The following is a 23,641-nucleotide window of genomic DNA, read 5'->3' as shown; positions in this document are numbered from 1 at the left end:
CCTACAAGAGCGTGGCAGGCTGCTAGCATCCCGCCATGGACTCTCTTTCCCAAATCGTACTAGGCGGCGCCATCGCGGCGGCCATTGCTCCGGCTCACCATCGTCGCGCCGCGTTGCTCGCGGGTGCCGCGTTGGGCACGCTGCCGGATCTGGATAGTTTCCCGATCATGCTGTTCACCGATGACCCGATCATGCTGATGACGGTGCACCGCAGTTTCAGCCATTCGCTGTTCGTGCTGCCGCTGGTGGCGTGGCTGATCTGGTGGCTGTTCAAACGCAGTGGCGGCCGGGTCGCCGAATCGCCGCTGCGGTGGTTCTGGGCCATCCAACTGTCGCTGGTGACGCACCCAGTGCTGGATGCCTTCACGGTGTATGGCACGCAGCTGTGGTGGCCGCTGATGCCGCCGCCCACCATGTGGTCCAGTGTCTTCATCATTGACCCGGCGTACACCGTCTGGCTGCTGATCGGCTGCTTGATAGCTTGGTTCGCACGCGAAAGGCGGATCGCGCAGCGTGCGCTGGTGGCGGGTCTGGCATTGAGTTGTGCGTATCTGGGCTGGTCGCTGATGGCCAAGACCATGGTGGATCGCGAGGCGAATCGGACGCTGGCCGCGATGGGCTTGGTTGATGCGCCGCGCTTCTCGGTGCCGATGCCGTTCAACACGCTGCTCTGGCGCGTGGTCGCGATGACGCCTAGCGGCTATGTCGAAGCGGAGCGCTCGGTGTTCGACAAAGGACCTCTGGTCTTCCGCGGCTATCCTTCGAATACGCAGGCGCTTGGGGAAGCGCGGAACATCCCGGCGGTAAAGCGGTTGACGTGGTTCAACCGCGGCTTCATGCGGACACAAGTGCAGGGTGATCGTTTGGTGCTGTCAGATCTACGCATGGGCTTGGAGCCGGACTACACCTTCCAGTTTGCCGTGGCTCAACGGCGGAACGACGCGTGGCAGGCCATCGCACCGGTGCAGCTGCCATGGGCATCTCCGGTTTCCGGAATGGATGGAATGCGTGCGCTGCTGGGAGCCATGTGGCAACGCATCTGGAAGCAATCGGATCAGCCTTTTCGAGCCGCGATTGTCCCTCCCGGTGAAGTAACGCCGCCGCTGAAAGCGGAAGGGCAGCGGTAGTCACAGGCTTCGCCGCTCCTCGTAACGCAATCTTGTGGCAGCGACGTAAGTCGCGATCGGAAAGCGATCGGAAACATCAACGTCGCGACTTACGTCGCTCCCACAGGAATTCATCCGCGTTTCTGCAGAGCCGAGCTTGCTCGGCTGCTTTTCGTTTCAAGAAGGAGTAGCCGAGCATGCTCGGCTCTACAACGTACCGATCAGTAAACCGTAGCCCGCGCTTGCACGAAGGAATAAAAGAACACCGCATTCGGATCGTTCTGCACGTCGTTCAATTCACGGCGCATGCCGTCGACGATTTCTTGGGTGACTCGCCCTGCTTCCAGTAGCTGATCCGCGGCGGATAGCAATAGTTCTTCCCAGAAGGCAATCATGGTTTTACGCCGGGCGGGCTCGCGATTGTCGAAGTAGAACGTCTTGATCTCGGTCGCGACATCGCGATAACCGCCGGCCAGCAACAGGTTGCCCAGCTTGGCGCCAATGAAGGGATCGCCGCCGCTGTCGTATTGGAAGTCGTTGAAGGCCATCCAGTAGCGCCAGACATTGGGAGAATACGGGTCCAACAGGAATGACGAGTTCATCACCTCGGTGATGTACACCGGCGAGCCTGGCGCCAGCACCCGGCGAACCTCGTTCATGACACGCGCGGGAGATGGCACGTGTTCCAGCACCCAGCACAGGAACGCAGCATCGAATTCGCGAGGTGAAAAGGGCAGATTGGTCGCGTCCGCCTGTTGCAGGGTGTAGCGGCCCTGGCACCAGGGCATCTTGCTCAGGTTCCGCTCCGCGGCTTCCAACTGAGCCTCGTTGAAATCCACGCAGGTCACGTGGATATCCGGAAAACGCCGCAGCAGGATTTCGGTTTGCGCACCGACGCCGCTGCCTACCTCCAGTACGCGACGGACACCGGTGTAGTCGATGCTGCTGAAGATGGTGGATTCCGCCAGCCGCGCTTGCTTCATCAACCGCGCCTGTTCCACCGGAGAGAAGCCATGCAGGTAAGGTGTTTCGGGCTTGGTAATACTCATGGCGAATGCTCCGATGCGGTTTAAGGGTATGCACTCAACTGGCGGTGCCTTCTTTTCTCCCTCGCTTGCATTATTAGGGGCGAGGGGAAGTTGATCAGAGTGCTTTCAACCAACCTGTTCCGAATCAACTAGGCCGCTGCGGGCAAGTCTGGCACCACGCCCGCTACCAAGGCGTCGAAATAGTCGCGGGTCAGCCGGATCTGCGCGTCCGCCGTCTCGGCGCGGTTGACTACCGCGCGGAATGCCGCGCGTTGTTCGGCCGAATGCTCGGGACGGTCCTTGGCGTACCAACCCAGGTGCTTGCGCGCGATGCGCACCCCCTGTGGCTCGCCGTAGAAGCCGTGCAGCGCGTGCAGATGACCCAGCAGGATGTCGCGTATCTCGGCGAGCGTGGGTGGCGGCAGTATCTGGCCCGTCGCCAGATAGTGCGCCACTTCGCGGAAGATCCATGGCCGGCCCTGCGCGGCGCGGCCGATCATCACCGCGTCGACGCCGGTGTGCCCCAATACCTGGGCGGCCTTCTGCGGTGAGTCGACGTCGCCGTTGGCGATCACCGGAATGGCGAGCGCCGATTTTATTTCCGCGATGGTGTCGTATTCCGCTTGGCCGGTGTAGTGCTGGTCGCGAGTGCGCCCGTGTACTGCCAGCGCGGCGATACCGCTGTTTTCGGCAATCCGCGCGATGGTCAGGCCATTGCGATGATCGCAGTCCCAGCCGGTACGTATCTTCAGGGTGACCGGGACCTCGACGGCACCCACCACCGCCTCCAATATCCGTGCTACCAGCGCCTCGTCGCGCATCAGCGCAGAGCCTGCCCACGCGTTGCAGACTTTCTTGGCCGGGCAACCCATGTTGATGTCGATGATCTGCGCGCCGTGGTCCACGTTGTAACGCGCGGCGTCGGCGAGCTGCTGCGGTTCGGTACCGGCGATCTGCACGCTGATCGGCGCCGGTTCGCCCACATGGTCCATGCGCCGCTGCGACTTTTCCGTCTTCCAGAAACGCGAATCGCTGATGGTCATTTCCGAAACGGCCGAACCCGCGCCCAACTGTTTGCACAGCTGACGAAACGGTTTGTCGGTAACGCCGGCCATCGGCGCCAGGATCACCGACGGATCGATGCGGTGGGGACCGATGTGGAGGACATTGGTGTGGAGCGTGGAGGACGACATGCCGCCATTATCCGTCCGCCGCGCGGGCAGGGGAAATCGAAGAACAGGGATCAAGGATCAGGGGTTACGAGCAGAAGCGGAAGCCCCTGTTTTGCCTCCCCTTTTACTAAAGGGGGATTGAGGGGGATTTTGCTTTTGCCTTTCCGGCAAAAACCAAAGAACAGCAACGCTAGCGTGCGTGCCGGCGCCGCGCCCGCCAGAACAGGAAGCCGGAAACCAGCAGGAAGGCGGGCACCAGCCCGGTCAACGCGACACCCCACTGCCACGCCCGCCCCCCCACGAAGCCGCCGTGCAGCGGATAGATGGCATCACTCATGCGGCCTCCCAGATCTTGCGCGGTGGCGTCATAGACCTGCACCGGCTGAAGACGGTAAGGATCCATCCAGACCACGCTGCGGCCGTTCGGATGCCATTCGCCCGCGGCGCGGGCACGGATCGACACCAACGCGTCGTCTTTCTTGGGAAGCGCGATCCGCCGCAGTTCGCCGCCGACAAGCCGGCCTTCCGCTGCGACCAGCAGTGCCGGCCAGTCGATGGTTTGGTCCGTCGGCGGCAGTGCCAACGGCGGCACCATCTCGGGCCCATCGTCCAGTGACCACCGCAATGCGGTGCGCGTGGCCTGGTTGTAGACCATCGCCACGCCGCTAGCCACGACCAGCAGCAACACCGGCAGCAGCAATGCGCCGCTACTGCGGTGCCAGCTGAGCCAACGCCGCGTCGGTGGCCCGCGATACCAGCGCAGGCTGGCGGCCAATGCCCGCCATTTCGGCCACCACAGATACAGACCGGACAACAGCATGAAGAGCGCGATCAGTCCGAATACGCCCAGCACTTCTTCGCCCGTATCCCCGGCCAGCAGATGCGTATGCAGATCGCGCAGCCAGAGCACCCAATCGTTGTTCTTGGACCGTGTCAGCAGCAAGTCGCCACTGGCGGCATCGAAATACCGACGCTCGCCGCCGCTGAAAAATACCTGCCAGACCGGGAGCTTGGCCGAAGGCAGGTCCGCGGAGCGCATGCCCCGCGGGCCCCATTGCTCGATGATGCGCGCCAGCGCTTCGCCTTGCGTGCGGATCGGCGGCAGATCGGCTTTCGCCAGTTGCGGGTGCGCCATCAGCAGCAGTTCGCGCTGGAAGGCCAGCACGGTGCCGGTCAAGGCCACCACTACCAGCACCACGCCCGCGGTGAGCCCCAGCCACAAATGCAACCACTTCAACACTCCGCGCAAACGACGTGCCGGAGTGTGGGAGCTGATCTGGCGCGGGAGCATGCTGGACATGGTGAAGGGCCGTCAGAACCGATGCGACCAGCCCACGGTCAGTACACGTCCACGGCCCGCCGTGTAGGTGTCGTTGCGCGGTGGTGTGACCTGTGAGTAGTAGCTGATGTATTGCTCGTTGAACACATTCTCGACACCGACGCTCAAGGTGCCGACTGGCAGCTTGAAGCGTGTCAACAGATCCACCGTGCTGTAGCCGTCGAAGCTAACCTTGTCATAGCTAGCCGTCCGTCCGTTGAGCGTATAGAAATCCCGCCCCTCCGCCTTGCTGGCTTGCAAGCGCAGATTGACCGAAGGCGTGAATGCCAGTTCCCAAAACGCCGTGAGACGATCCGGGCTGACATTGATGCCCGGCAGATCGCTATCGACCCGATCATCATCGTTACTGTCGTAGCGGCCGCGAGTGCGCGCATAGGCCACGCCAATCCGCATATCGTCCTGCACTTGGTATGCGACGCTGCCGTCGAAGCCCTTTATCTCAGTACGCTCGCGGGCGACGTTGTAGGTTCGGGTCGCCGTATCGAAAGTCAGCCGTGAACCCAGATCGGAGTTGGATCGATACGTCGCCAGATGCACCAGCCAATGGCCGTCGTCGTAATCCAGACCGATTTCCTGGTTGTCGGCGATCACCGGAGACAGGTCGACCAAGCCGTCGACGCTGCTACCCGGAGTTGTTACCGCGCGCAATACACGACCGATATCGGCGACGGTGTAGCCCTCTGCGTACGAGGCGTAAAGCTTCAGCGCATCGGTGGCTTCCCAGACCAGGCCGGCGTTGGGCATGGTTTCGCTGGTGGCAGGCGAGCCGCCTTCTACGAAGTACCGGGTGCCCTTCACGCCGGCAGGCACGACACGCTGGTCGGGAATGGTGAGATAGTCGCCGACCCTCAACTTGCCGCGCTCGTGACGCAGCCCGGCAGTCAACATCACAGCGTCTGTGATCCACCACTCAGCCTGCACGAATGGTGACCAGGATTCATAGACGGTTTCCGGCACCCAGTCCAATCCTGCCAGGACTAGCTCCTGCGAGGTGGTGTCGCGGGCTAGGTCTACACCCAGCGTTGCCCGCAGGCGCAAGCCGAACAGGTCGCCGCGCGACCAGCTGAACTTGCCACCCAGCTTTTCGGACTGATTCTGCGATTGGTCATACCAGTTCAGATCGCGACCGTCGCCCCAGAAATCTTCCCAATCGCTGCCGCCGTACAACGCAGAGAAATCAACCCAATACAGCTGGGCCTGCAGGTAGCCGCCGCCGAGCGACTTGTCGGTGTAGTCCAGCACCACCGAGGTGGTCCGGTTGCGTGGGCCTTCGCCCTCCGGATCGCCACGTTCGGAGCTCGTGGGAATGCCGGTGAGCGCGTTGCCGTTGACCACGACGTAATCGTTATTGCCTTGCAGCTGATAACGGTTGGCGGTCACCTGCAGGCGGCGATCGTCGTCGATATTCCAGCCGCCCTTGGCGAACAGGTTGTGGCTGCGCGAATCCATCAGATCGCCCTGCACCGCGTTGATGGCCAGAGGATTGCCATCGCCGTCGTAGTACAGCCCTTCGCTGGCGTAGGACGCACCGCCCACAAAGTCGAACGCGCCCTGGCGGGTGCCGAACAGATAGGAGCCACGGTAGCCGACGCTGTCGTCTTCGTGGGCGAGCGCGCTGCTGGCGCTCAGGCTGACGTCGTGGAAGCTGTCGCCATCCTTGCGCGGTGCGTGCTTGGTGATGATGTTGATGATGCCGCCGGAAGCGCCCAGTCCTTGCAACGCATTGGCGCCGTGGATCACTTCGATGCGTTCGATCATCGCCGGGTCAAGCGTGTGGCCGTCGCGGCCGCCTTCACGCAATGGCGTTGACTGGGGGACGCCGTCGACCAGGTACAGCGGCTTGCGTCCGCGCAGGGTTTCACCCGCGTTGGTGAGCTTCTGCCGGGATGGAGTAAATGACGGAATCAGGTTGGCCAGCACCTGCGACAGGTCTTGCGTCACGGCCAACTGCTGTTCCAACTGCGCCCGGTCGATCACCGTGATGGTGTTGGGCAGGGCGGCTTCGGAATCCGGAATGCGACTGGTGCTGGCCGATACCGTTACGCGATCCAGTTCGGTCGGGTCGGTTTGGGTCTGTGCGTAGGCGGCGGAAGGAAGCGCTAGGGCGACCGCAAGGGTCAGCAGGCGGGAGTGGGGAAGCGTCATGGGTCCAGGTCATTCAGTTGAAAACATCACGCTCATTGTAAATGAGAATTGTTTTCAAAATGAACTCACGCCCGCGCCCCGCGATAACTCCGGCTCCCGATAGCAACGATGCCGTCGCAACGGCAGGCGATTAGCGCATAGCCGCTAAGGCGCTTTTTGCAGGAGCGCCCCACGGGCGTGAACCTTTCCCATCACGTCACGTGAAGCTTCGCGGGCACGGCCCGCTCCTACAACGCTCAATCTGGCTCTACAGGAGAGATTCTTCTTACTCCCCGTAGCGGGACTGCACGTCGGCCAGCGCCGGCATGGCCATGGCCGCGCCCAGATTCTCGGTGGACAGGGCGGCGTAGCGGCTGGCAAAGCGCACATGCTGGGAGAACGGCGCCGCCGGATTGTTTGCCAGCGAGGCGGCCAAGGCACCGTTGAACGCATCGCCCGCACCGGTGGTGTCGACCACGTTGGCGGCCTCGGCCGGTGCGCGGTAGTTGGCGCGTGGGTCGCCACGCAGGGCAGTTTCCGCATGGGAAACAAATACACCGGTACCGCCCAGCGTGACCACCACGGTGCCGTGCGGAAACAGCTGGCGGCAGAAGTTGTGCAACGTCTGCACGTCCGACGTGGCGACCTGGTCGGATTCGATGCGCTCGCCAAGATGGCGGGCGAGCAGCGCGGCGAACTCGGTTTCGTTGGGAGTGATGATGTCCGCCAGCGCCAGCAGATCGGTGTTGGTGCCAGCGTTGGCTGGGGCGGGATTCAAAACGGTGGTGACGCCATGCAGGCGCGCAAGTTGCAGTGCGGCGGTAACGCTTTCCACCGGTGATTCGAGTTGCGCCAGCAGAGTGCCCGCGGAAACGATCACGGCCTGTTGCTGTTCCAGGAACTCGGCCATCAGCGCCGCGTTGGCGCCGGGGCCAATCACGATGCTGTTGCGGCCGTGCGCGTCCACATAGATGCCTGCGGTGCCGGTGGGTTCGTCGCAGGCCTGTGCGCGCAGATCGATTCCATTGGCCGCCGCTAGCGACCTGGCCAGCGCGCCGCCGGCGTCATCGCCCAGCGCGCAGACGAATACCGTGGCCGCACCGGCACGCGCAGCGGCGACCGCTTGATTGAAGCCTTTACCGCCGGGTCCGTATGTGTACTTTCCGGCGATGGTCGCCCCCGCTGCCGGCAGTGTGTCGCAGCGCCAGACATGGTCGACATTGAACGAACCGATGACGGCGACGTAGGCATGGGAAGAAGCTGCGGGGGTATTCATAAGGGTTGCCTGATCGAGCATGAGTGGCGAACGCGTTGCCAGAAAACAACGGAGAAGAAAGAAGGAAAGCGGCCTTGCCCAGCGAATAGGCGAAGGCGCTGCCGTCAACCGAAGTGGGAGAGCACCCCGGCGATGGTTGCCGTCATGAGCGTGGCGACGGTGCCGCCCAGCACGGCGCGCAGGCCGAAGCGAGCCAGGTCGGAGCGGCGCTCCGGCGCCAGGCCGCCGATACCGCCGATCTGGATTGCGATGGAACTGAAGTTGGCGAAACCGCACAGCGCATACGTGGCGATCAACCGGCCTTCTCCCGTTAGCGACACGCCGGCGACCTTGCCGTTGACGATGTCCGCCAGCTGCATATAGGCGACGAATTCGTTGATGACCAGCTTCTGCCCGATCAGCGAGCCGACCGTATTGGCGTCCTGCCAAGGCACGCCGATGATCCAGGCGATGGGCGACAGCACGAAGCCGAAGATCGTGGACAGGTCGGTAGGCTTGCCGATCAGGGCCGACAGCCCGGTGACTTCGCCAAGCCAGGTCAGCGGCGAGTTGATCAGCGCGATCAAGGCGATGAAGGCCAGCAGCATGGCGCCGATATTGAGTGCCAGGCGCAAGCCATCACCGGCACCGGCGGCGGCCGCATCGATGATGTTGCTGGAGGTCTTCTCCACTTCCATCTTTACCGTGCCGCGTGTCAGTGGCGTGCCGGTTTCCGGTATCAGCAGCTTCGCCACTACCAGAGTGGCCGGTGCGGCCATGATGGAAGCGGCCAGCAAATGCTTGGCGTAGAACGCCTGTTGTTCCGGATCGCCGCCGCCCAGCATGCCGACGTAGGCCGCCAGCACGCCGCCGGCGATATGCGCCATGCCGCCGATCATCATGGTGATCAGTTCGGATTCGGTCATCTTCGAGATGTAGGGGCGTACCGTCAGCGGTGCTTCGGTCTGGCCGATGAACACGCTGGCGCAAACGCTGGTGGTTTCCGCGCCGGAAACGCGCATGATTTTCGTAATGGCCCATGCCATTCCCCTGACTACCGCCTGCATGACGCCCAGGTGGTACAGCACGCTCATGAACGCGGCGAAGAAGATGATGGTGGGCAGCACCTGGAAGGCGAAGATGAAGCCGAATTTCTCGGTGTCCATCAGGCTGCCGAAAATGAATCCAGAGCCCGCCTTCACGAAGCCGAGGATGTCCACGAAGCCGTGGCCCAGCCAGTCGAAGACTTCGCGTCCACCGGGCACCAGCAGTACCAGCGCCGCGAAGGCGATCTGCAATGCCACGCCGGTAACGACCAGCTTCCAGTCCACGGCCCTCTTGTTGTTGGAAAACAGCCAGACAATGCCGACCAGTACCGCCAAACCGAACAGGCCGAAGCCAACGCGCCCCAAAGCTTCGAGCATGGAATTCCCCTAAACCCACAGTCATTGTTCCGAAGCGCCGCAGTCTAGCAGGCGCTCCAAGCCCGTTCGCCTGAATCGCTGGTGGGCACCCGTGTTCAGCCAACGCCATTCCAGGCCACCCAGGCGGCAATGGCCAGGAAGACCGTGGCCGCCATTCCGCGCGCCAGCTTCAGAGGCAGCCGGTCGGCGAAGCGATGTCCCATCCAGACCACGGGCAGGTTGGCCAGCAGCATGCCTATCGTGGTGCCGACGATGACCTGCCACAGCGGATCGTACTTGGTGGCCAAGAGAACCGTGGCGATCTGGGTCTTGTCGCCGATCTCGGCCAGAAAGAATGCCACCGTCGTGGCGATGAACGCCCCATGCGGTGGCAGGCGATCGCCTTCATCGTCCAGGTGATCGGGTTTCAGTGTCCACAACGCGACAGCAAGGAAGCTCACCGCCACGCCCCAGCGGAGTACGGTGGGCGACAGCCACTGCGACAGCTCGGCGCCGAACCAGGCGGAGACCGCATGATTGATCAGCGTCGCGACCAGGATGCCGAGTGCGATCGGCCAGGGTTTGCGATAGCGGGCGGCCAGCAGCAGGGCCAGCAATTGGGTCTTGTCGCCGATTTCAGCCAGCGCGACCGTTCCGGTCGATACCAGCAGGGCTTGCAGTGAAAACATCAGGAGCTCCGGGGCCGGGCATTCGCGAACGCGAAGGCAAACATCGCGCAGCCCGGCCCGGGTGGCGCAACGCCTGCCTTCGGTCTTGCCCAGCGGAAGCGGTGGCTTCGGCCCCGCGCACCATGGCTGCTCTCAAGGGGTGATCCAGGAGGAAGCTGCCAAGTATGTTGATGCGCGGACCCTGCACGTGGCAGGTGGGCTACTCCCCGGAGGAAAGTGCGCGCATTGTAGCGGACGCTTCCCCGGGCATGAGTAAACTCTTCTCATTCGAGCCTGTTGACGATTGGGATAGGCCACGCACAAGCCCCTGGCAGAGCGGGGAAGCAACGTGACCTGTCCCAATAGCGCTAACAGGCCCTAACGCAGGAGACCGACATGCAATACCGCCGCTTGGGTTCGTCCGGTCTGCAACTTTCCGCGTTGTCCTTCGGTGCATGGGTCAACTTCGGCGACCGTATCGGTCGCGAAGGTGCGCGCGAGTTGATCTCGGCCGCATGGGAGCACGGCGTCAATTTCTTCGACAACGCGGAGATCTACGCGCATGGCGAAGCCGAGCGCGTCATGGGCGATGCCATCCGTGATCTTCGGTTGCCACGCGACGGCTATTGCATCTCCAGCAAAGTATGTTTCGGAGCGGTCGCTGATCCGCGGCCGACCCAGCGCGGTTTATCCCGCAAGCACGTTACCGAAGGCTGCCATGCGGCGCTGCGGCGACTGCAGGTGGATTACCTGGATCTTTTCTTTTGTCATCGCCCCGATCCGGACACGCCGGTGGAGGAAACGGTATGGGCGATGGATACGCTGATCCGGCAAGGCAAGGTGTTGTATTGGGGCACTTCCGAATGGCCAGCTTCGCAAATCAAGGAAGCCGCCCGCATCGCGCGCCAACATCATCTGCATGGCCCGACGATGGAGCAGCCGCAGTACAACCTCCTGCGTCGCTCGCGCGTGGAATTGGAGTATGCGCCGCTGTATTCCGAACTGGGTCTGGGCACCACGACGTGGTCGCCACTGGCGTCGGGCCTGCTGACCGGCAAATACGATCAGGCCGTACCGGCCGATACGCGACTGGGTTACGAAGGCAACGACGAATTGCAGCGCATGGTGATGGGTTCGCCTGAAGAGCGCCGGCTTGAACGCGTGCGCCGGTTTACCGCGCTGGCTGCCGAAGCAGGCGAAGCACCCGCGCCTTTGGCGATTGCCTGGTGCCTGCGCAATCCTTTTGTTTCCACGGTCATTACTGGCGCAAGCAAGGTGCCGCAATTGCTGGAGAACCTGCGCGCGGTAGAACTATCGCAACGTTATGACGAAGCGTTCTGGGAGCGTTTGAGCGCCGCGGCTTCATAAGGAGCCGGGAATAGAGAACAGGGAAGGGGGAATCGCAGACCCATCCTATGCAGCTTCCCGCTTTCCGTTTTTTTCGGCCCCCGCTAAGAGCAGCCGAGCAAGCTCGGCTCTACAAGAAGCGATCCTTGGCCTATTGACTCCAGAATGAGAATCATTATCATCTGAATACGTTCCGCCACGGAGCTTTCTGATGACCGCAAACGTAACCCCTTTATCGAAGGTCGAACCTCTATCGCTGCGGGACCGGCTGCCGTCGCGTCCGGCGTTCGCGGAAGAGGCCCTGGACAGCGAGACGCTGCTCAAGGGCCAGCGCGAAATCCTGATTCGCCATGGCGACAAGGTGTACCGACTGCGTCACACCAGCAACGACAAGTTGATCCTTACCAAATAAGCATCATTGCAGTAAGTCTCACCGTGTAGCTCGCGATTCGCAGCCCGTCGCCTTTCCCTCTCCAAGGTGGCGTGCGGCGAATCGCCTCTTTATCTCCACCGGGCGCCAGCCAACGATCCTTCGGCCGCCAGCCTTTCCGGTCTCTTTACTTTGAAACCGACAGGAAAGCTGTACGCCCATGATCCGCCCCACGTTGCTGACCTCGGCACTGTGGCTGGCAATCGCCAGCCTGGCCAACGCCGAAACCGCTGTAGAAAGTTCAGCCAGTAATTCAGCCGATAGTTCCGCCGTTGCTGCGGCCAGTTCCGCCAAGACTGCCCACGAGTTCCAGCGCGTCCAGGTCACCGCCACTCGTGGAGCGCGCGCGCTTTCCGATGTGCCCAGTACGGTGGACGTGATCGATCGCGAGCAGCTGGATGATCGGTTGATTCGCGATATCAAGGATTTGGTGCGGTACGAGCCGGGGGTGTCGGTCACTTCCACCAGCGGACGCTTCAATGCCCTGAGTGGATTCCGCATTCGCGGCCTGGACGGCAACCGCGTACTGATCCAGACCGACGGCATTCCGGTATCGGACAACTTCGGCTTCGGCAGCTATCTGTCGGCCAATCGAAATTTCGTCGACCTCGACACCTTGAAGCAGGTAGAGATCGTACGCGGACCCGCGAGTTCGCTTTACGGTTCGGATGCGCTGGGTGGTGTGGTCGCCTTTGTTACCAAGGATCCTTCGGATTACCTGGAGGAAGGCAAGGATGCCTACTTTGGCTTGAAGTTCGGCTTCGAAAGCGACTGGGAAGGATTGTTCGGTGGCGCCATCGCGGCCTTCGGCGGCGACCGCTGGAGCGGCATGGTGGCGATCAGTCATCGCCAAGGCAAGGAAACCGAAAACCAGGGCGATAACGAAAGCACGGCTCCCGCAGCCGACGGCATCAACTATCGGACCGCTCCCAACCCGCAGCGCCGCGATGGCCGCAGCCTGCTGAGCAAGCTGGTCTATGCGCCCAGAGAGAACCAACGCTTCAAGCTGACGGTGGAAGGCAACGAGGACTACAACAGCGTCGAAGCATTCACCAGCCGGACACGACCGGCCGGTTTCACAGCGGGCATTTCGTCGCAGGAAGGAAGAGACCACCAGACCCGTGCACGCGTATCGCTGGAGCATGAAGCCGACAGTCTGGACGCAGGCTTCGCCGACAGCCTGAGCTGGCGGGTCTACCGCCAGGACAGCGAGAGCACCCAGCGCACGCAGGAACTGCGCAGCAACAACACGCGCCGGGTGATGGACCACAACTTCGACCAGCGCTTGTACGGGCTTCAGGGGATTTTCTACAAGGCCTTCACCACGGGCACTGTCGATCACGATCTGACGTATGGCTTGGATGCTTCGTGGTCCGAAACCCACGAGAAGCGCGATGGCATGGCCATCAATCTGACGACCGGTGCAATCAGCAAGGTGGTCGGCATGGAAGTGTTTCCAGTCCGCGACTTTCCGATCAGCAAGACCACCAAGGTCGGCGCCTATGTGCAGGACGAAATGCGTTTCGCCGATGGCAAGTTCAGCCTGATCCCGGGTTTGCGCGTGGACTATTACAAGCTCGATCCCACGCTGGACAACATCTTTGCCGAGGACAATCCCGGAGTGGCAGTGGAAGGCATGGATGAAACCAGTGTGTCGCCCAAGCTGGGCGGCGTGTGGCGCTTCGCCGAGGGCTGGTCGTTGTTCGCCAATTACGCGCACGGCTTTCGCGCACCACCCTACGGCGATGTCAACGTGGGCTTCACCAACATCGCGGCCGGCTACACCGTCATCGCCAATCCCGACCTGAAGCCGGAGACCAGCGATGGCTATGAGCTGGGCGTGCGCTTCTCAAACGACGCGTTCTACGCTGGACTGACCAGCTACTACAACGACTACCAGGACTTCATCGAATCGTTCGTGCAGGTCAGCCGGCCGCCGCAGACGCCGCTGATCGTGTTCCAGTCGCAGAACGTCGCCGACGCCCGCATCTACGGTGCGGAGTTCAAGGCGGGCGTCGACCTCGGTGCGCTCAGTGAACAGATGGAAGGTTGGTCGCTGCGCGGAGCGGTGGTATACGCGCGTGGAGACAACAAGACCGACGACACCCCGCTGAATTCGGTCGATCCATTGCGAGGCACTTTAGGGCTGGCCTACGACCGCGAAGCCTGGGGTGCCGAACTGATCGGCAGTTTCGCGGAAAAGAAAAAACGGCCTGCCGAGGAAGGCCAATACCAGCCGGCCGGCTACGGCGTGCTCGACCTGCTGGCGCACTGGGATTTCGCGCCAGGCGCCAAGGTCAACGTCGGCATCCTCAACCTGACGGACAAGAAGTACACCGATTGGGCCGACGTGAACGGGATACTGGCGAGCAGCCTCGTGCTGGATCGCTACACCCGTCCTGGACGCTCGCTGTCCGCCAGCCTGTCGTTGAGCTGGTAGCGGTCATGGCGAGCGCGCGGTTGCAAGGGGATTCGGAGCGGACAGCGGCGGCGCCGCACGTCTTGCCGCAACCCCAGCAATTGGCGGCTCTGGGTACGGTGCTGTGCCTGTACCGATTGCAGCATGGCAGCGAACTCACCGGGTGGGCGCATGCGGCATACGCCGAAGCGGCGGTCGGCGTGGACAGCGATGGACTGCGCGAGAGCGTGCACTTCTTCGACCGTGACGGGCGATGCTGCTGGCGCCTGCATTTGTTGCCGGACAGCGACTTCCTTGGCTGGGACCGGATGATGACCTCGCTCCCCTGCGCTCAGGAAGCGACGGAAAGAGAACGAGGCGTCGCCGAACGATTGTGGCAACGCTTGGCAGGCCGGGTGCGGGGCGGGCAGTGGCGCGCGTGCACAGTGCGCCTGTATGCACTGGCGCAACCAGGAGCAACGCCCCCGGTGCTTGCCGCCAGCCTGGCGGCGGTGTCTCCGCTGGGTGCCGCGACTGCACGACGGATCATCCATGCCGAAGGGCTGGAGGCGAACATTGCCCTGGATTGCACAGGCGACGAGGCAGCGCTGCTCACGACGCGAACAACGCAGGAAACATATGGAATTGATTCGGAACAAGTCGTGTTTGAAGTCGACCGAATCAATTCCCCCACCCTTGCCCTTCCCCGCAAATGCGAGGGAGGGAAAAAGGAAGGCACTCAACTGATTGAGTGCCACATCCATAAAGGCGGCAATAACGTCGTCCCATTGATCAAACTGAGAAAGCAACCATGAAACGAACGGTAGCCACGCTGTTGTTGTCCGGAATGTCATGCCTGCAGATGAGCGCGGCCTTGGCGCAAGGCGCCGATATCGCCCGCGGCCGACAATCCATTCTCGCCATGCAGGGCGAATACCAGGTCGATTTCGCGTTCGACGAAACAGTATTGTTGCAGCCCGGCTACGAGCGCCAAGCGGCCATGCGCAGTGGTGGCGATGAGACTGTCATCGTGGTCGAGGATGTACCGGGCCGGATCGTGCTGCAGCACATCCTGGTGGATGCGAAGAGCGGCCACGTCACCAAGCATTGGCGGCAGGACTGGACCTACGAAGCGCCGGCGCGTTTCGAATTCACCGCCGACCAGACCTGGCATGTGCGTTCCATTCCCGCGGACAAGCGGCGCGGTGCCTGGACGCAGTGCGTCTATGAAGTCAGCGATGCGCCGCGCTACTGCGGTACCGGGCGTTGGGAATACGGCAACGGCATCGCCACCTGGACCAGCGATCTGAGCTGGCGTCCGCTGCCGCGCCGTGAGTACACCAAACGCAGCGACTACAACGCGCTGTCGGTGATCAATCGCCATACCCTCACGCCCAACGGCTGGACCCACGAGCAGTTCAACACCAAGGTGCTGCGCAAGCCGGACGGCAGCCAGCTGGAACTGGCGCGCGAATTCGGATTCAACGATTACCGGAAAACCAAGGACATCGACTTCGCTCCGGCTTATGCCTATTGGAAGGCAACCGCCGGCTACTGGGCCAAGGTACGCGCGCACTGGGACAAGTATCTGTCGCAGGCGCCGGGTGTGCGCCTGAAGACAAAGGTCGACGGCATGGCGATGATCATGCCGTTGTTCTCCCAGGCCGGTGATGTGCAGAAAGGCAAGGCCGTGCCCGATGCCGACATCGCCAACGTCTTCGCCGAGTGGGTGGAGCGTGCGCCGGGCCTCGCGCCAGCACCGGGTCAGTAGCAATGGAGGCCGTCGCAACGGCAGGCGATAACGAATAGCCGAAGGCGCTTCTCGTAGAGCGGAGCTGCGCCTCGCGATAGCACCGAGTCCGTAGCAATATGGCCGTCGCAACGGCAGGCAATAACGAATAGCCGAAGGCGCTTGTCGTAGAGCGGAGCTCGCTCCGCTGCTCTTGGCTTTACACCGTCCGAAGAGCAGCCGAGCAAGCTCAGCTCTACAAAAAAAACCCCCGCTTCCGGCGGGGGATGGGATTCACCTGCATCGGTTCTTATTATTCGGTCAGTCGGACGGCGGCTTGGGCAGCGCCGGAGGGGCGGGAGGTTCTGGAGGTTCCGGTGCATCGATTTCATACGCCCGGCCTTCCGGGTCCAGCACCATCACGCGCTCGTTAAGCGGTTCGCCTGCGGTCCGCGGCATCTCCGCCAGGAAGGCCATCGGCGGCAACGGTGCGCTCGGCGCCGAAGGAGGCAGCGGCGGTGCAGGCGGAAGCGGCACGCGAATCGGCGAGGCCTTGGGCAGGCGGACATCCGCGGTGCGCGTCTGGCGGTCGCGCAGGAATTCGACTTTCACGCGGCTTTCCTCCGGCTTGCCGCGCAGCGCGGCCATGACCTCGCGTGGCGATGCCACCGGTTTGCCTTCCACCTTGCGGATCACGTCGCCCGCTTGCAGGCCGTCCAGTTCGGCCCCATTGGATAGCACCAGCACACCGGATTCCGTACCGAAGTAGCGGCCTAGCTGCTTATCCACCGCAGCCAGGTTCAGGCCCTCCCAACGGAATGCCTCGGCCAACATCGGTAACCGGCAGTCGTCGCCGTCGCAGCCACGCAAATCTTCGATGCGCCGCAATTCGGCTTGGATGCCCGGCGCGATGCCCAGATGCAAATCGGTCAGCGGCAATGTGTCGGTGAAGAGCATGGGTTGACCTGCTTCGTCACGCATGACGAGAGTGCGTGCGTGCGGGTCTTGGCCGGTCGTATTGGCACGCACGATCGTCATGGCCGGACGGCCCGCCTCCGGTATGACCTTTGTTTCCTGTACTCGGCCGTCGCGGCGATAAGTGATGGTGGCCGGTGTTCCGGCCTTCAGTTGGGCCAGCGCGAGGCGTGCGCTGGCCAGCCGCGCGGCATCATTCGCACCGGCGATGGCTTTACCGTCGACTTTCAACAATTGATCGCCGGCTTTCAGTCCGGCCTTGGCAGCACCACTGTCAGGCGTGACACCCGTGATACGCACGCTGTCGGTGTCGGGTGCCAGCAGTACGCCCAATATCGGCCGGGTTTCGACGCGCCGCTGGACATGAAGTGGACGTTCCGCCACGCCTAGTCCGTGCGAGAGCTCGGCCACGCGTTTGGCCGCGCGCTGCAGATCCGCGCGCGCCGCTTCCAACTCCTTCTGTTGTTCGGCGGAAGTCTGCGCGTGGGAGGCCGCAGATAGCCCCGCTGCCAGCGCAAAGGCTAAAACGGAAAGCCGAGAAAATGTCGATTTCATGATTACCTCGTGTTTGTTTAGTACACCTGGGCCAGCGAGCCTTCCGTGGCCGTGCCCTGGGCTGCCATCCAGCGTTGGGTGGTTTCCACGCCCGTCAGTTGCCGCAGCGCATCGACTCGCTGTTGCCACAGATCGAGCTGGGAAGTGGAAGGCATGTCGGATTGGGAAAGCGCGTTGTCGATATCGGCGATACGGTCCTGGAGTTCCGCGCTAAGTGCCGTCATGGTTGCGCTGCCTGCACGGGGTTCCTGCAGTTGCGCAAGGATCGCCTCCAGGCGTGCGGATTCGGCGTACAGGTTTTCCAGCCGGCTGTCTTGTTCGGCAGCTTCTGTTGCCGGGATGACGGGATTCTTTGGCTGGTTCGCTAGCTCGTTCGGCGACACCTTGGGTGAGCGAGTTTGCTTGGCGACCCGCGGTGCCGTTGCTGCCGCTGCCTTGGTTGGAATCGAAGAAGCCGAGCTCTCCATCGCGGATGGTGGAGCCTCCAACGGTGCTTGATGGGTAACGGCCACCGACGCGGCAGGCGCGGCGTCAGGGGAAATGGAGGATGGGACAGCGACGGAAGGGGGTGAAGTGGATGGAAGAGGCGATATCGCCACGGAGCTGGATACGGCTGGAGTTTCGTCTCCGCTCCATCGAAGCGCGGGAATCACCGCCGCCAGCGCTATCGCCGCCGCTGCGGCGAACCAATAAGACCGATGCCTGCGGCGTGACGCTGACGGGCGCGATGGCAGTCTGTGGGCAATCGAACTCCAAGTGTCGGCCGGCGGCATTTCCAGAGGTAAGACGGCGAAGGCCTCATCCCAGCCGCGCGGTGCGTCGTAAGAGGTGCGGGAATCAGGCATGAGCGGGCTCCTCGATCTGCAGCAGGGCACGTAATCGGCGGGTGCCGCGCGCGAGCTGCGATTTGGAAAAGCTGGCGGTGCGTTGCGTCATCGCCGCGATTTCGTCGTGGGTATAGCCCTCGGCGTGATACAGCCAGAGCACGGTGCGGGTAGCGACGGGGAGCGCGGCCAGCGCTCGTTGCAGCATGGCCGCGTCGGCCGCGGCGGGCGGTAGCGGACCCTGGTCGTCGGGCAGGTCGTCCCCGCCTATCGCGACCTCACCATCGAGCTTCCGGCTACGGCGAAGGCGCATCAGCGCCTCATTGACCGCGATCTGCCGCAGCCAGCCCCAGAACGGGCTGCCACCGCGGTAATCGCCAATGTGATGGAAGACTTTCAACATGGTGTCCTGCAGTACTTCGGAAGCCTCTTCGCGGTCGCCACAGATCCGCAGCGCAAGCGTGAACACGGGCCGCTCGAACCATCGATAGATCTGCTCGAACGCATCCTGTCGACCCGCGCGCGCCTGGGCGAGCAAGGTGTCCGGCACGTCGATGGCGAAGCGGGAAAGGGAGGGCATGTATTCCTCTAGATGCGGTACCTGGGCAAACCGTCGCAGCCGGGCGGAAGGGCCGGAGCATTCACGGCCACCACCTGCGTCTATACTCCGCCCATATCTAGGGAAAGGAAGGGGTGTAACGTCATGTTCGAAACAAGTTTTCTTGCCATCGTCGTCCTGTTCGCCGGGGTGATCGTGCTGTTCAAGACCGTCCGCATGGTGCCGCAGGGTTTCGAATGGACGGTGGAGCGGTTCGGCAAGTACACCCACACGATGACCCCGGGTCTGCACTTCCTGATTCCGGTGGTCTATGGCGTCGGCCGCAAGGTCAACGTGATGGAGCAGGTGCTGGATGTGCCCAGCCAGGAAGTCATCACCAAGGACAATGCGGTGGTGAAGGTGGACGGCGTGGTGTTCTTCCAGGTGCTGGATGCCGCCAAGGCCGCCTACGAGGTCTCCAATCTGGAGGTCGCCACCATCGCGCTGGTGCAGACCAATATCCGCACCGTGATCGGCTCGATGGACCTGGACGAATCGCTCAGCAACCGCGAGACCATCAACGCGCAACTACTCAATGTGGTGGACCAGGCCAGCAATCCCTGGGGCATCAAGGTCAACCGCATCGAGATCCGCGACATCCAGCCGCCCCGCGACCTGATCGATTCGATGGCCCGGCAGATGAAGGCCGAACGCGAAAAGCGTGCGCAGATCCTGGAAGCCGAGGGATCGCGGCAATCGGAGATCCTGCGCGCCGACGGTGAGAAGCAGGCGGCGGTGCTGGAGGCCGAAGGCCGCAAGGAAGCCGCGTTCCGCGATGCCGAAGCACGCGAGCGCCTGGCCGAAGCGGAAGCCAAGGCGACCCAGATGGTCAGCGACGCCATCGCCAATGGCGACGTGCAGGCGATCAATTACTTCATCGCACAGAAGTATGTGGAGGCCTTCAAGGAACTCGCTACCGGGCCCAACCAGAAGTTCGTACTGATGCCGATGGAAAGCGCCGGCATGATCGGTTCGATCGCGGGCATCGCGGAACTGGCGAAGGAAGCCTTGGGTAAACAGCAGGCGGCGCCGCCGCGTGTGCCACCGCGGACGGGAGTCTGAGTCATGCGCTGGGATGTGGTGTCCTGGGCGACGATCACGCTGCTGCTGTTCGCGGCGGAAGCCATGGCGCCTGGTGCCTTCATGCTGTGGATGGGCTTCGCCGCGGCAGTGGTGTTCCTGGGCGTGCTGCTGATACCGGGTATTTCCCTGCTGGTGCAGGTCGCGGTGTTCATTGTTCTGAGCTTCGTCTCGATACAGATCTACCGCAAATGGTTCCGCGACACTGGGCGCGTCAGCGATCAGCCGTTGCTCAATCGCCGTGCCGAGCAACTGGTTGGCGTGGTGGCGCCATTGGACCAGGCGATCATCGGCGGACGCGGCCGGATCAAATTGGGCGACGCCTATTGGGTCGTGCAGGGACCTGATCTGGCGGCGGGTACGCCGGTGCGGGTGATCGCGGTGGATGGCATGACGCTCAAGGTGCAAGAGGCCTGAGCATGGGTGCGGCGGTCTGGCCCCTGCTGCTGGCACTGTCGTCTTCCGGCGTTCAAGCTTCCGGATTGATCGGCAAGATCGTGCCGCCGTATCCGGAGGGCTTGCACGACGCTGGAGGCAGCTGTATTTCCGAATCGGACGATTACGCGCGCGTGTGCGATTACTCCATAGGCGTGCTGGCCGCCGATAGCGGCGAAGATCAGGAAGGTGATCCCGAAGCCGAGCCTGCGCTACGCTACGTGGTGGCAGCCAAGATGGCCGGTCGGGACGGACAAAGTGCTCTGTGGAAGATCACAGACGCACAGCCTTATCCGAAAGCGGCGGAAGGCTATCAACTGCAATTCGGCAGTTGCCGGATCCACGGCAAGGACGACGAGCGGCTGGCAGCGGTCGTTCGCCAAAGCATGGACAAGGAATATCTGCAGGATGTGATCTGGGCGCGCCGTCTGGATTTGCCCAGCGGCAAGCTTGTCGAAGTCCACCCGTCCGCGGTGGATTGCATCAACGAGGCTTACTTCGGCCTTTAGAACCGCGCCCCGCGCCGCACGCACCGCGTCATCTGGGATAATGCCCGTCTTTGCGCCGGACGCCGCCATGACCCAGAAGACCATCCTCAATGACACCCATCGCGCGCTCGGCGCCAAGATGGTGGATTTCGGCGGCTGGGACATGCCGATTCACTACGGCTCCCAGATAGAAGAGCACCACCAGGTGCGCCGCGATGCCGGCATGTTCGACGTCAGCCACATGACCGTGGTCGATCTTCACGGCCCGCGCACGCGTGAATTCCTTCGTCGCCTGGTGGCCAATTCGGTGGACAAGCTGAAGGCGCCGGGCAAGGCGCTCTATACCTGCATGCTGGACGAGAACGGCGGCGTCATCGATGACCTGATCATTTACTTCATGTCCGACTCGTTCTTCCGGCTGGTGGTGAACGCCGCCACCCACGACAAGGACCTGGCGTGGATCAACAAGCAGGCCGCGCCGTTCGACGTGCAGGTGAAGGAACGCGCCGACTTCGCGATGATCGCCGTGCAGGGGCCGACCGCCCGTGCCAAGGTGCAAAGCCTGCTGCGCGAAAGCGACCGCGCAGCAGCCGACAAGTTGACCCGGTTCGCCGCCATCGAAGCGCAGACCGTCGATGGCGTGCCGCTGTTCGTCGCGCGCACCGGCTACACCGGTGAGGACGGTTACGAAATCGTGCTGCCGGAACCAAATGCGGTGGCGTTCTGGAACGCCCTGCTGGAAGCTGGTGTGAAGCCGGCGGGTTTGGGCGCGCGGGACACGTTGCGCTTGGAAGCGGGCATGAACCTGTATGGCCAGGACATGGACGAGACGGTTACCCCGTACGAAGCAGCCTTGGCGTGGACGGTGGCACTCGATGAAGGCCGCGACTTCACCGGCCGCGCAGTACTGGAAAAACAGAAAGCCGAAGGCGCACCACGCCAGATGGTCGGCCTGGTAATGGATGAGAAAGGCGTGCTGCGCCACGGCCAGAAAGTGCTGACCGCCCAGGGCGAAGGCGAAGTGCTGTCCGGCACGTTCTCACCCACGTTGGGCAAAGCGATCGCCTTCGCCCGCATACCGGCAGGCGCACCTGGCGAGGTGCGCGTGGACATTCGCGGCAAGGAAGTGCCGGTGCGCGTTATCAAGTTTCCGTTCGTGCGGGAAGGTCAGGCGCAACCCGGCGTGCTGGGCTGATCCGCCATGGCCGCGACGGTCGATTATTTCCTTAGCCTGGTGTCGCCGTATGCGTATCTCGGCCACGAGGCATTCCAGCGAGTGGTACGCGAGCAGGATGTCCAGGTGCGCTACCGGCCGGTACGCATGCTGGAAGTATTCAAGGCGGCAGGCGGCGTTCCATTGGGGCAGCGGCCGCCATCGCGGCAGCGCTATCGCTTGGTGGAATTGACACGCTGGCGTGAAGTCCGGGAGCTGCCGCTCAACCTGCACCCGGCGTTCTTTCCCGTCGATGCCGCACTGGTCGACCAGGCGGCAATCGCGCTGCTGCGATTGGATGCGAACCCGACTGATTACATGTGGTCGGTCTTCCGCGCGCTTTGGGTGGAAGATCGCAACCTGGCTGATCGAGGCACCGTTGCCGAATTGCTGGCGCACCACGGGCACGATGCCGAAGCCGTGTTGTCGCTGGCGTCAAGTGACGCCGTCGTCGACGAGTACCAACGCAACACCGAAGCGGCGATCGCGGCCGATCTTCCCGGCGTGCCCGGCTACGTGCTGGCCGGCGAACCGTTCTGGGGCCAGGACCGCATCGAGCATCTGGAAAGCGCCTTGCGCACCGGGCGCGCACCCTATCGCCCTGCATGATGCTTTCCTTCCCCAGGCGTTACTTCGCTAAACTAGCGCCCTGTCCCCTGACCACGTTCGAATCCGGAGTAGCCCCATGAGTGAGATTCCTGGCGATCTTAAATTCCTCAAGTCCCACGAGTGGGCCCGCGTCGAAGGCAGCCGCCGCATCACCGTCGGCATTTCCGATCACGCCCAAGGCTTGCTCGGTGACCTGGTGTATGTCGAGCTGCCGAAGGTCGGCGACGACGTCAAGGCAGGCGACGCCGCTGCCGTGGTCGAGTCGGTGAAGGCTGCTTCCGACGTCTATAGCCCGGTCACCGGCAAGGTAGTCGCGGTGAACGAGGATCTGTCCGAGAAGCCGGAAACGATCAACGAAGACGCGTACGGCGAAGGCTGGATCTTCGTGGTCGAAGTCGAGGATCAAACCCAGCTCAAGGAGCAACTTGATGAACTGCTCGCCCCCGACGACTACGCCGAACTGCTAGAAGACGACGAGCACTAAGCGAGGCGTCCTGATCAGGGAGCCGGGAAGGGCAGGCTGTCGCCGCCCCTTCCACGGCTCCCTTTTTGTTTTTGCGATTCGGCATTTCGCCCGTCGTTCTTCGCCTCTCCCCGCTGCCGCCGATGCATGGCGCAACACAGCTCCACCCGCGAAGTCGTTATCGGCCCGTGTCGAAGACATGGCTGGTTTGGAACTCCGGCCTTCCCTCACCCGTCGCACAAAGGATTGCGGGGTGTCGCGGTATGCAAGCTGCATTCCAACCGCATGACGTGCCGTCCTCATCCTTCCATCACTCGTGCCGCTTACCGCAGGCAGATGAAAAATCGCCGTTACTGATGCGACTGCCAAGATGGCGGAGATGCCTGGGCCCGCATTCTCTTC

22 protein-coding genes are annotated in these 23,641 nt (G+C 62.7%); 12 read left to right on the top strand and 10 right to left on the bottom strand.

Annotation, left to right across the window (positions count from 1 at the left end; translation table 11 throughout):
* Positions 1-35 precede the first annotated feature (35 nt).
* Entirely contained in the window at positions 36-1,127 is a 1,092-nt protein-coding gene (locus tag AADW18_RS06540) for a metal-dependent hydrolase (protein WP_337342549.1), read from the top strand.
* 200 nt (positions 1,128-1,327) lie between these two features.
* Here the strand turns inward: AADW18_RS06540 and AADW18_RS06535 are convergent, their stop codons facing one another.
* From AADW18_RS06535 to AADW18_RS06505, 7 genes are all read right to left on the bottom strand, one after another.
* Positions 1,328-2,155, bottom strand: coding sequence for a methyltransferase domain-containing protein (locus AADW18_RS06535; protein ID WP_337342548.1), 828 nt, complete (start codon positions 2,153-2,155; stop codon positions 1,328-1,330).
* Positions 2,156-2,283: 128 nt separating this feature from the next.
* Complete coding sequence (gene dusB, locus AADW18_RS06530) at positions 2,284-3,327, bottom strand: tRNA dihydrouridine synthase DusB (protein ID WP_337342547.1); 1,044 nt, start codon at positions 3,325-3,327, stop codon at positions 2,284-2,286.
* Positions 3,328-3,496: 169 nt separating this feature from the next.
* Positions 3,497-4,606 (bottom strand): PepSY-associated TM helix domain-containing protein, encoded by a 1,110-nt coding sequence (locus AADW18_RS06525; RefSeq protein ID WP_337342546.1) that lies wholly within the window; start codon positions 4,604-4,606, stop codon positions 3,497-3,499.
* Positions 4,607-4,618: 12 nt separating this feature from the next.
* The gene (locus AADW18_RS06520) at positions 4,619-6,790 is read right to left on the bottom strand and encodes a TonB-dependent receptor (RefSeq protein ID WP_337342545.1); all 2,172 of its coding nucleotides are present in this window, start codon (positions 6,788-6,790) and stop codon (positions 4,619-4,621) included.
* 265 nt (positions 6,791-7,055) lie between these two features.
* A complete protein-coding gene (locus AADW18_RS06515) occupies positions 7,056-8,045 on the bottom strand; it encodes a ribokinase (protein ID WP_337342544.1) in 990 nt (329 codons plus the stop codon).
* A 104-nt stretch (positions 8,046-8,149) separates the two neighbouring features.
* Entirely contained in the window at positions 8,150-9,448 is a 1,299-nt protein-coding gene (locus tag AADW18_RS06510) for a nucleoside transporter C-terminal domain-containing protein (RefSeq protein ID WP_337342543.1), read from the bottom strand.
* Between the two features lie 95 nt (positions 9,449-9,543).
* Positions 9,544-10,116: a TMEM165/GDT1 family protein gene (locus AADW18_RS06505; protein ID WP_337342542.1), complete on the bottom strand. Its 573-nt coding sequence runs from the start codon at positions 10,114-10,116 to the stop codon at positions 9,544-9,546.
* Between the two features lie 375 nt (positions 10,117-10,491).
* On the opposite strand from AADW18_RS06505, the gene AADW18_RS06500 reads away from it, so the two are divergent.
* From AADW18_RS06500 to AADW18_RS06480, 5 genes are all read left to right on the top strand, one after another.
* The gene (locus AADW18_RS06500) at positions 10,492-11,463 is read left to right on the top strand and encodes an aldo/keto reductase (RefSeq protein WP_337342541.1); all 972 of its coding nucleotides are present in this window, start codon (positions 10,492-10,494) and stop codon (positions 11,461-11,463) included.
* Between the two features lie 190 nt (positions 11,464-11,653).
* Positions 11,654-11,854, top strand: coding sequence for a hemin uptake protein HemP (locus tag AADW18_RS06495; protein ID WP_337342540.1), 201 nt, complete (start codon positions 11,654-11,656; stop codon positions 11,852-11,854).
* Between the two features lie 178 nt (positions 11,855-12,032).
* The gene (locus tag AADW18_RS06490; RefSeq protein ID WP_337342539.1) at positions 12,033-14,312 is read left to right on the top strand and encodes a TonB-dependent hemoglobin/transferrin/lactoferrin family receptor; all 2,280 of its coding nucleotides are present in this window, start codon (positions 12,033-12,035) and stop codon (positions 14,310-14,312) included.
* 5 nt (positions 14,313-14,317) lie between these two features.
* Positions 14,318-15,085: a Hemin transport protein gene (locus AADW18_RS06485; protein ID WP_337342538.1), complete on the top strand. Its 768-nt coding sequence runs from the start codon at positions 14,318-14,320 to the stop codon at positions 15,083-15,085.
* On the top strand, positions 15,082-16,041 hold the full coding sequence (locus tag AADW18_RS06480) for a DUF6607 family protein (RefSeq protein WP_337342537.1): 960 nt from the start codon (positions 15,082-15,084) through the stop codon (positions 16,039-16,041). Before AADW18_RS06485 ends, AADW18_RS06480 begins: the two co-directional genes overlap by 4 nt.
* A 279-nt stretch (positions 16,042-16,320) precedes the next feature.
* Here AADW18_RS06480 and AADW18_RS06475 read toward each other — a convergent pair whose 3' ends face one another.
* Genes AADW18_RS06475 through AADW18_RS06465 form a run of 3 tightly spaced genes read right to left on the bottom strand, consistent with a single transcriptional unit; the run spans position 16,321 to position 18,933 of the window.
* On the bottom strand, positions 16,321-17,529 hold the full coding sequence (locus AADW18_RS06475; RefSeq protein ID WP_337342536.1) for a PDZ domain-containing protein: 1,209 nt from the start codon (positions 17,527-17,529) through the stop codon (positions 16,321-16,323).
* A gap of 17 nt (positions 17,530-17,546) precedes the next feature.
* Positions 17,547-18,374 (bottom strand): hypothetical protein, encoded by an 828-nt coding sequence (locus tag AADW18_RS06470; RefSeq protein WP_337342535.1) that lies wholly within the window; start codon positions 18,372-18,374, stop codon positions 17,547-17,549.
* Positions 18,367-18,933, bottom strand: coding sequence for a sigma-70 family RNA polymerase sigma factor (locus tag AADW18_RS06465; protein ID WP_337342534.1), 567 nt, complete (start codon positions 18,931-18,933; stop codon positions 18,367-18,369). Before AADW18_RS06465 ends, AADW18_RS06470 begins: the two co-directional genes overlap by 8 nt.
* Before the next feature lie 123 nt (positions 18,934-19,056).
* Between AADW18_RS06465 and AADW18_RS06460 the strand changes: the two genes are divergently transcribed.
* The 6 genes from AADW18_RS06460 (at position 19,057) to gcvH (ending at position 23,260) form a co-directional block, all read left to right on the top strand.
* A complete protein-coding gene (locus tag AADW18_RS06460; RefSeq protein ID WP_337342533.1) occupies positions 19,057-20,013 on the top strand; it encodes an SPFH domain-containing protein in 957 nt (318 codons plus the stop codon).
* A 3-nt stretch (positions 20,014-20,016) separates the two neighbouring features.
* Positions 20,017-20,448 carry an NfeD family protein gene (locus AADW18_RS06455; RefSeq protein ID WP_337342532.1) on the top strand — a complete coding sequence of 144 codons (432 nt, stop codon included), beginning with the start codon at positions 20,017-20,019 and terminating at the stop codon, positions 20,446-20,448.
* A gap of 2 nt (positions 20,449-20,450) precedes the next feature.
* Entirely contained in the window at positions 20,451-20,975 is a 525-nt protein-coding gene (locus AADW18_RS06450) for a hypothetical protein (RefSeq protein ID WP_337342531.1), read from the top strand.
* A gap of 67 nt (positions 20,976-21,042) precedes the next feature.
* On the top strand, positions 21,043-22,149 hold the full coding sequence (gene gcvT / locus AADW18_RS06445) for a glycine cleavage system aminomethyltransferase GcvT (RefSeq protein WP_337342530.1): 1,107 nt from the start codon (positions 21,043-21,045) through the stop codon (positions 22,147-22,149).
* Positions 22,150-22,155: 6 nt separating this feature from the next.
* On the top strand, positions 22,156-22,776 hold the full coding sequence (locus tag AADW18_RS06440; RefSeq protein WP_337342529.1) for a 2-hydroxychromene-2-carboxylate isomerase: 621 nt from the start codon (positions 22,156-22,158) through the stop codon (positions 22,774-22,776).
* Positions 22,777-22,852: 76 nt separating this feature from the next.
* Positions 22,853-23,260, top strand: a complete 408-nt coding sequence (gcvH, locus tag AADW18_RS06435; protein ID WP_337342528.1) for a glycine cleavage system protein GcvH — start codon at positions 22,853-22,855, stop codon at positions 23,258-23,260.
* Positions 23,261-23,641 lie beyond the last annotated feature (381 nt).

This window comes from Pseudoxanthomonas sp. CCNWLY206-1, assembly GCF_039710385.1.
In the GTDB taxonomy this organism is placed as follows: Bacteria; Pseudomonadota; Gammaproteobacteria; order Xanthomonadales; family Xanthomonadaceae; genus Pseudoxanthomonas_A.
The sequence above is the reverse complement of the archived record's forward strand: the minus strand, read 5'-3'. Positions and strand labels throughout refer to the sequence as shown.

Coding starts and splice junctions, on each gene's coding strand:
- AADW18_RS06455 (WP_337342532.1), top strand. CDS start 20,017: ATGCGCTGGGATGTGGTGTCCTGGGCGACGATCACGCTGCTGCTGTTC.
- dusB (WP_337342547.1), bottom strand. CDS start 3,327: ATGTCGTCCTCCACGCTCCACACCAATGTCCTCCACATCGGTCCCCAC.
- AADW18_RS06475 (WP_337342536.1), bottom strand. CDS start 17,529: ATGAAATCGACATTTTCTCGGCTTTCCGTTTTAGCCTTTGCGCTGGCA.
- AADW18_RS06490 (WP_337342539.1), top strand. CDS start 12,033: ATGATCCGCCCCACGTTGCTGACCTCGGCACTGTGGCTGGCAATCGCC.
- AADW18_RS06495 (WP_337342540.1), top strand. CDS start 11,654: ATGACCGCAAACGTAACCCCTTTATCGAAGGTCGAACCTCTATCGCTG.
- gcvH (WP_337342528.1), top strand. CDS start 22,853: ATGAGTGAGATTCCTGGCGATCTTAAATTCCTCAAGTCCCACGAGTGG.
- AADW18_RS06520 (WP_337342545.1), bottom strand. CDS start 6,790: ATGACGCTTCCCCACTCCCGCCTGCTGACCCTTGCGGTCGCCCTAGCG.
- AADW18_RS06485 (WP_337342538.1), top strand. CDS start 14,318: ATGGCGAGCGCGCGGTTGCAAGGGGATTCGGAGCGGACAGCGGCGGCG.
- AADW18_RS06510 (WP_337342543.1), bottom strand. CDS start 9,448: ATGCTCGAAGCTTTGGGGCGCGTTGGCTTCGGCCTGTTCGGTTTGGCG.
- AADW18_RS06465 (WP_337342534.1), bottom strand. CDS start 18,933: ATGCCCTCCCTTTCCCGCTTCGCCATCGACGTGCCGGACACCTTGCTC.
- AADW18_RS06480 (WP_337342537.1), top strand. CDS start 15,082: ATGAAACGAACGGTAGCCACGCTGTTGTTGTCCGGAATGTCATGCCTG.
- AADW18_RS06525 (WP_337342546.1), bottom strand. CDS start 4,606: ATGTCCAGCATGCTCCCGCGCCAGATCAGCTCCCACACTCCGGCACGT.
- AADW18_RS06505 (WP_337342542.1), bottom strand. CDS start 10,116: ATGTTTTCACTGCAAGCCCTGCTGGTATCGACCGGAACGGTCGCGCTG.
- gcvT (WP_337342530.1), top strand. CDS start 21,043: ATGACCCAGAAGACCATCCTCAATGACACCCATCGCGCGCTCGGCGCC.
- AADW18_RS06515 (WP_337342544.1), bottom strand. CDS start 8,045: ATGAATACCCCCGCAGCTTCTTCCCATGCCTACGTCGCCGTCATCGGT.
- AADW18_RS06470 (WP_337342535.1), bottom strand. CDS start 18,374: ATGCCTGATTCCCGCACCTCTTACGACGCACCGCGCGGCTGGGATGAG.
- AADW18_RS06500 (WP_337342541.1), top strand. CDS start 10,492: ATGCAATACCGCCGCTTGGGTTCGTCCGGTCTGCAACTTTCCGCGTTG.
- AADW18_RS06450 (WP_337342531.1), top strand. CDS start 20,451: ATGGGTGCGGCGGTCTGGCCCCTGCTGCTGGCACTGTCGTCTTCCGGC.
- AADW18_RS06440 (WP_337342529.1), top strand. CDS start 22,156: ATGGCCGCGACGGTCGATTATTTCCTTAGCCTGGTGTCGCCGTATGCG.
- AADW18_RS06460 (WP_337342533.1), top strand. CDS start 19,057: ATGTTCGAAACAAGTTTTCTTGCCATCGTCGTCCTGTTCGCCGGGGTG.
- AADW18_RS06540 (WP_337342549.1), top strand. CDS start 36: ATGGACTCTCTTTCCCAAATCGTACTAGGCGGCGCCATCGCGGCGGCC.
- AADW18_RS06535 (WP_337342548.1), bottom strand. CDS start 2,155: ATGAGTATTACCAAGCCCGAAACACCTTACCTGCATGGCTTCTCTCCG.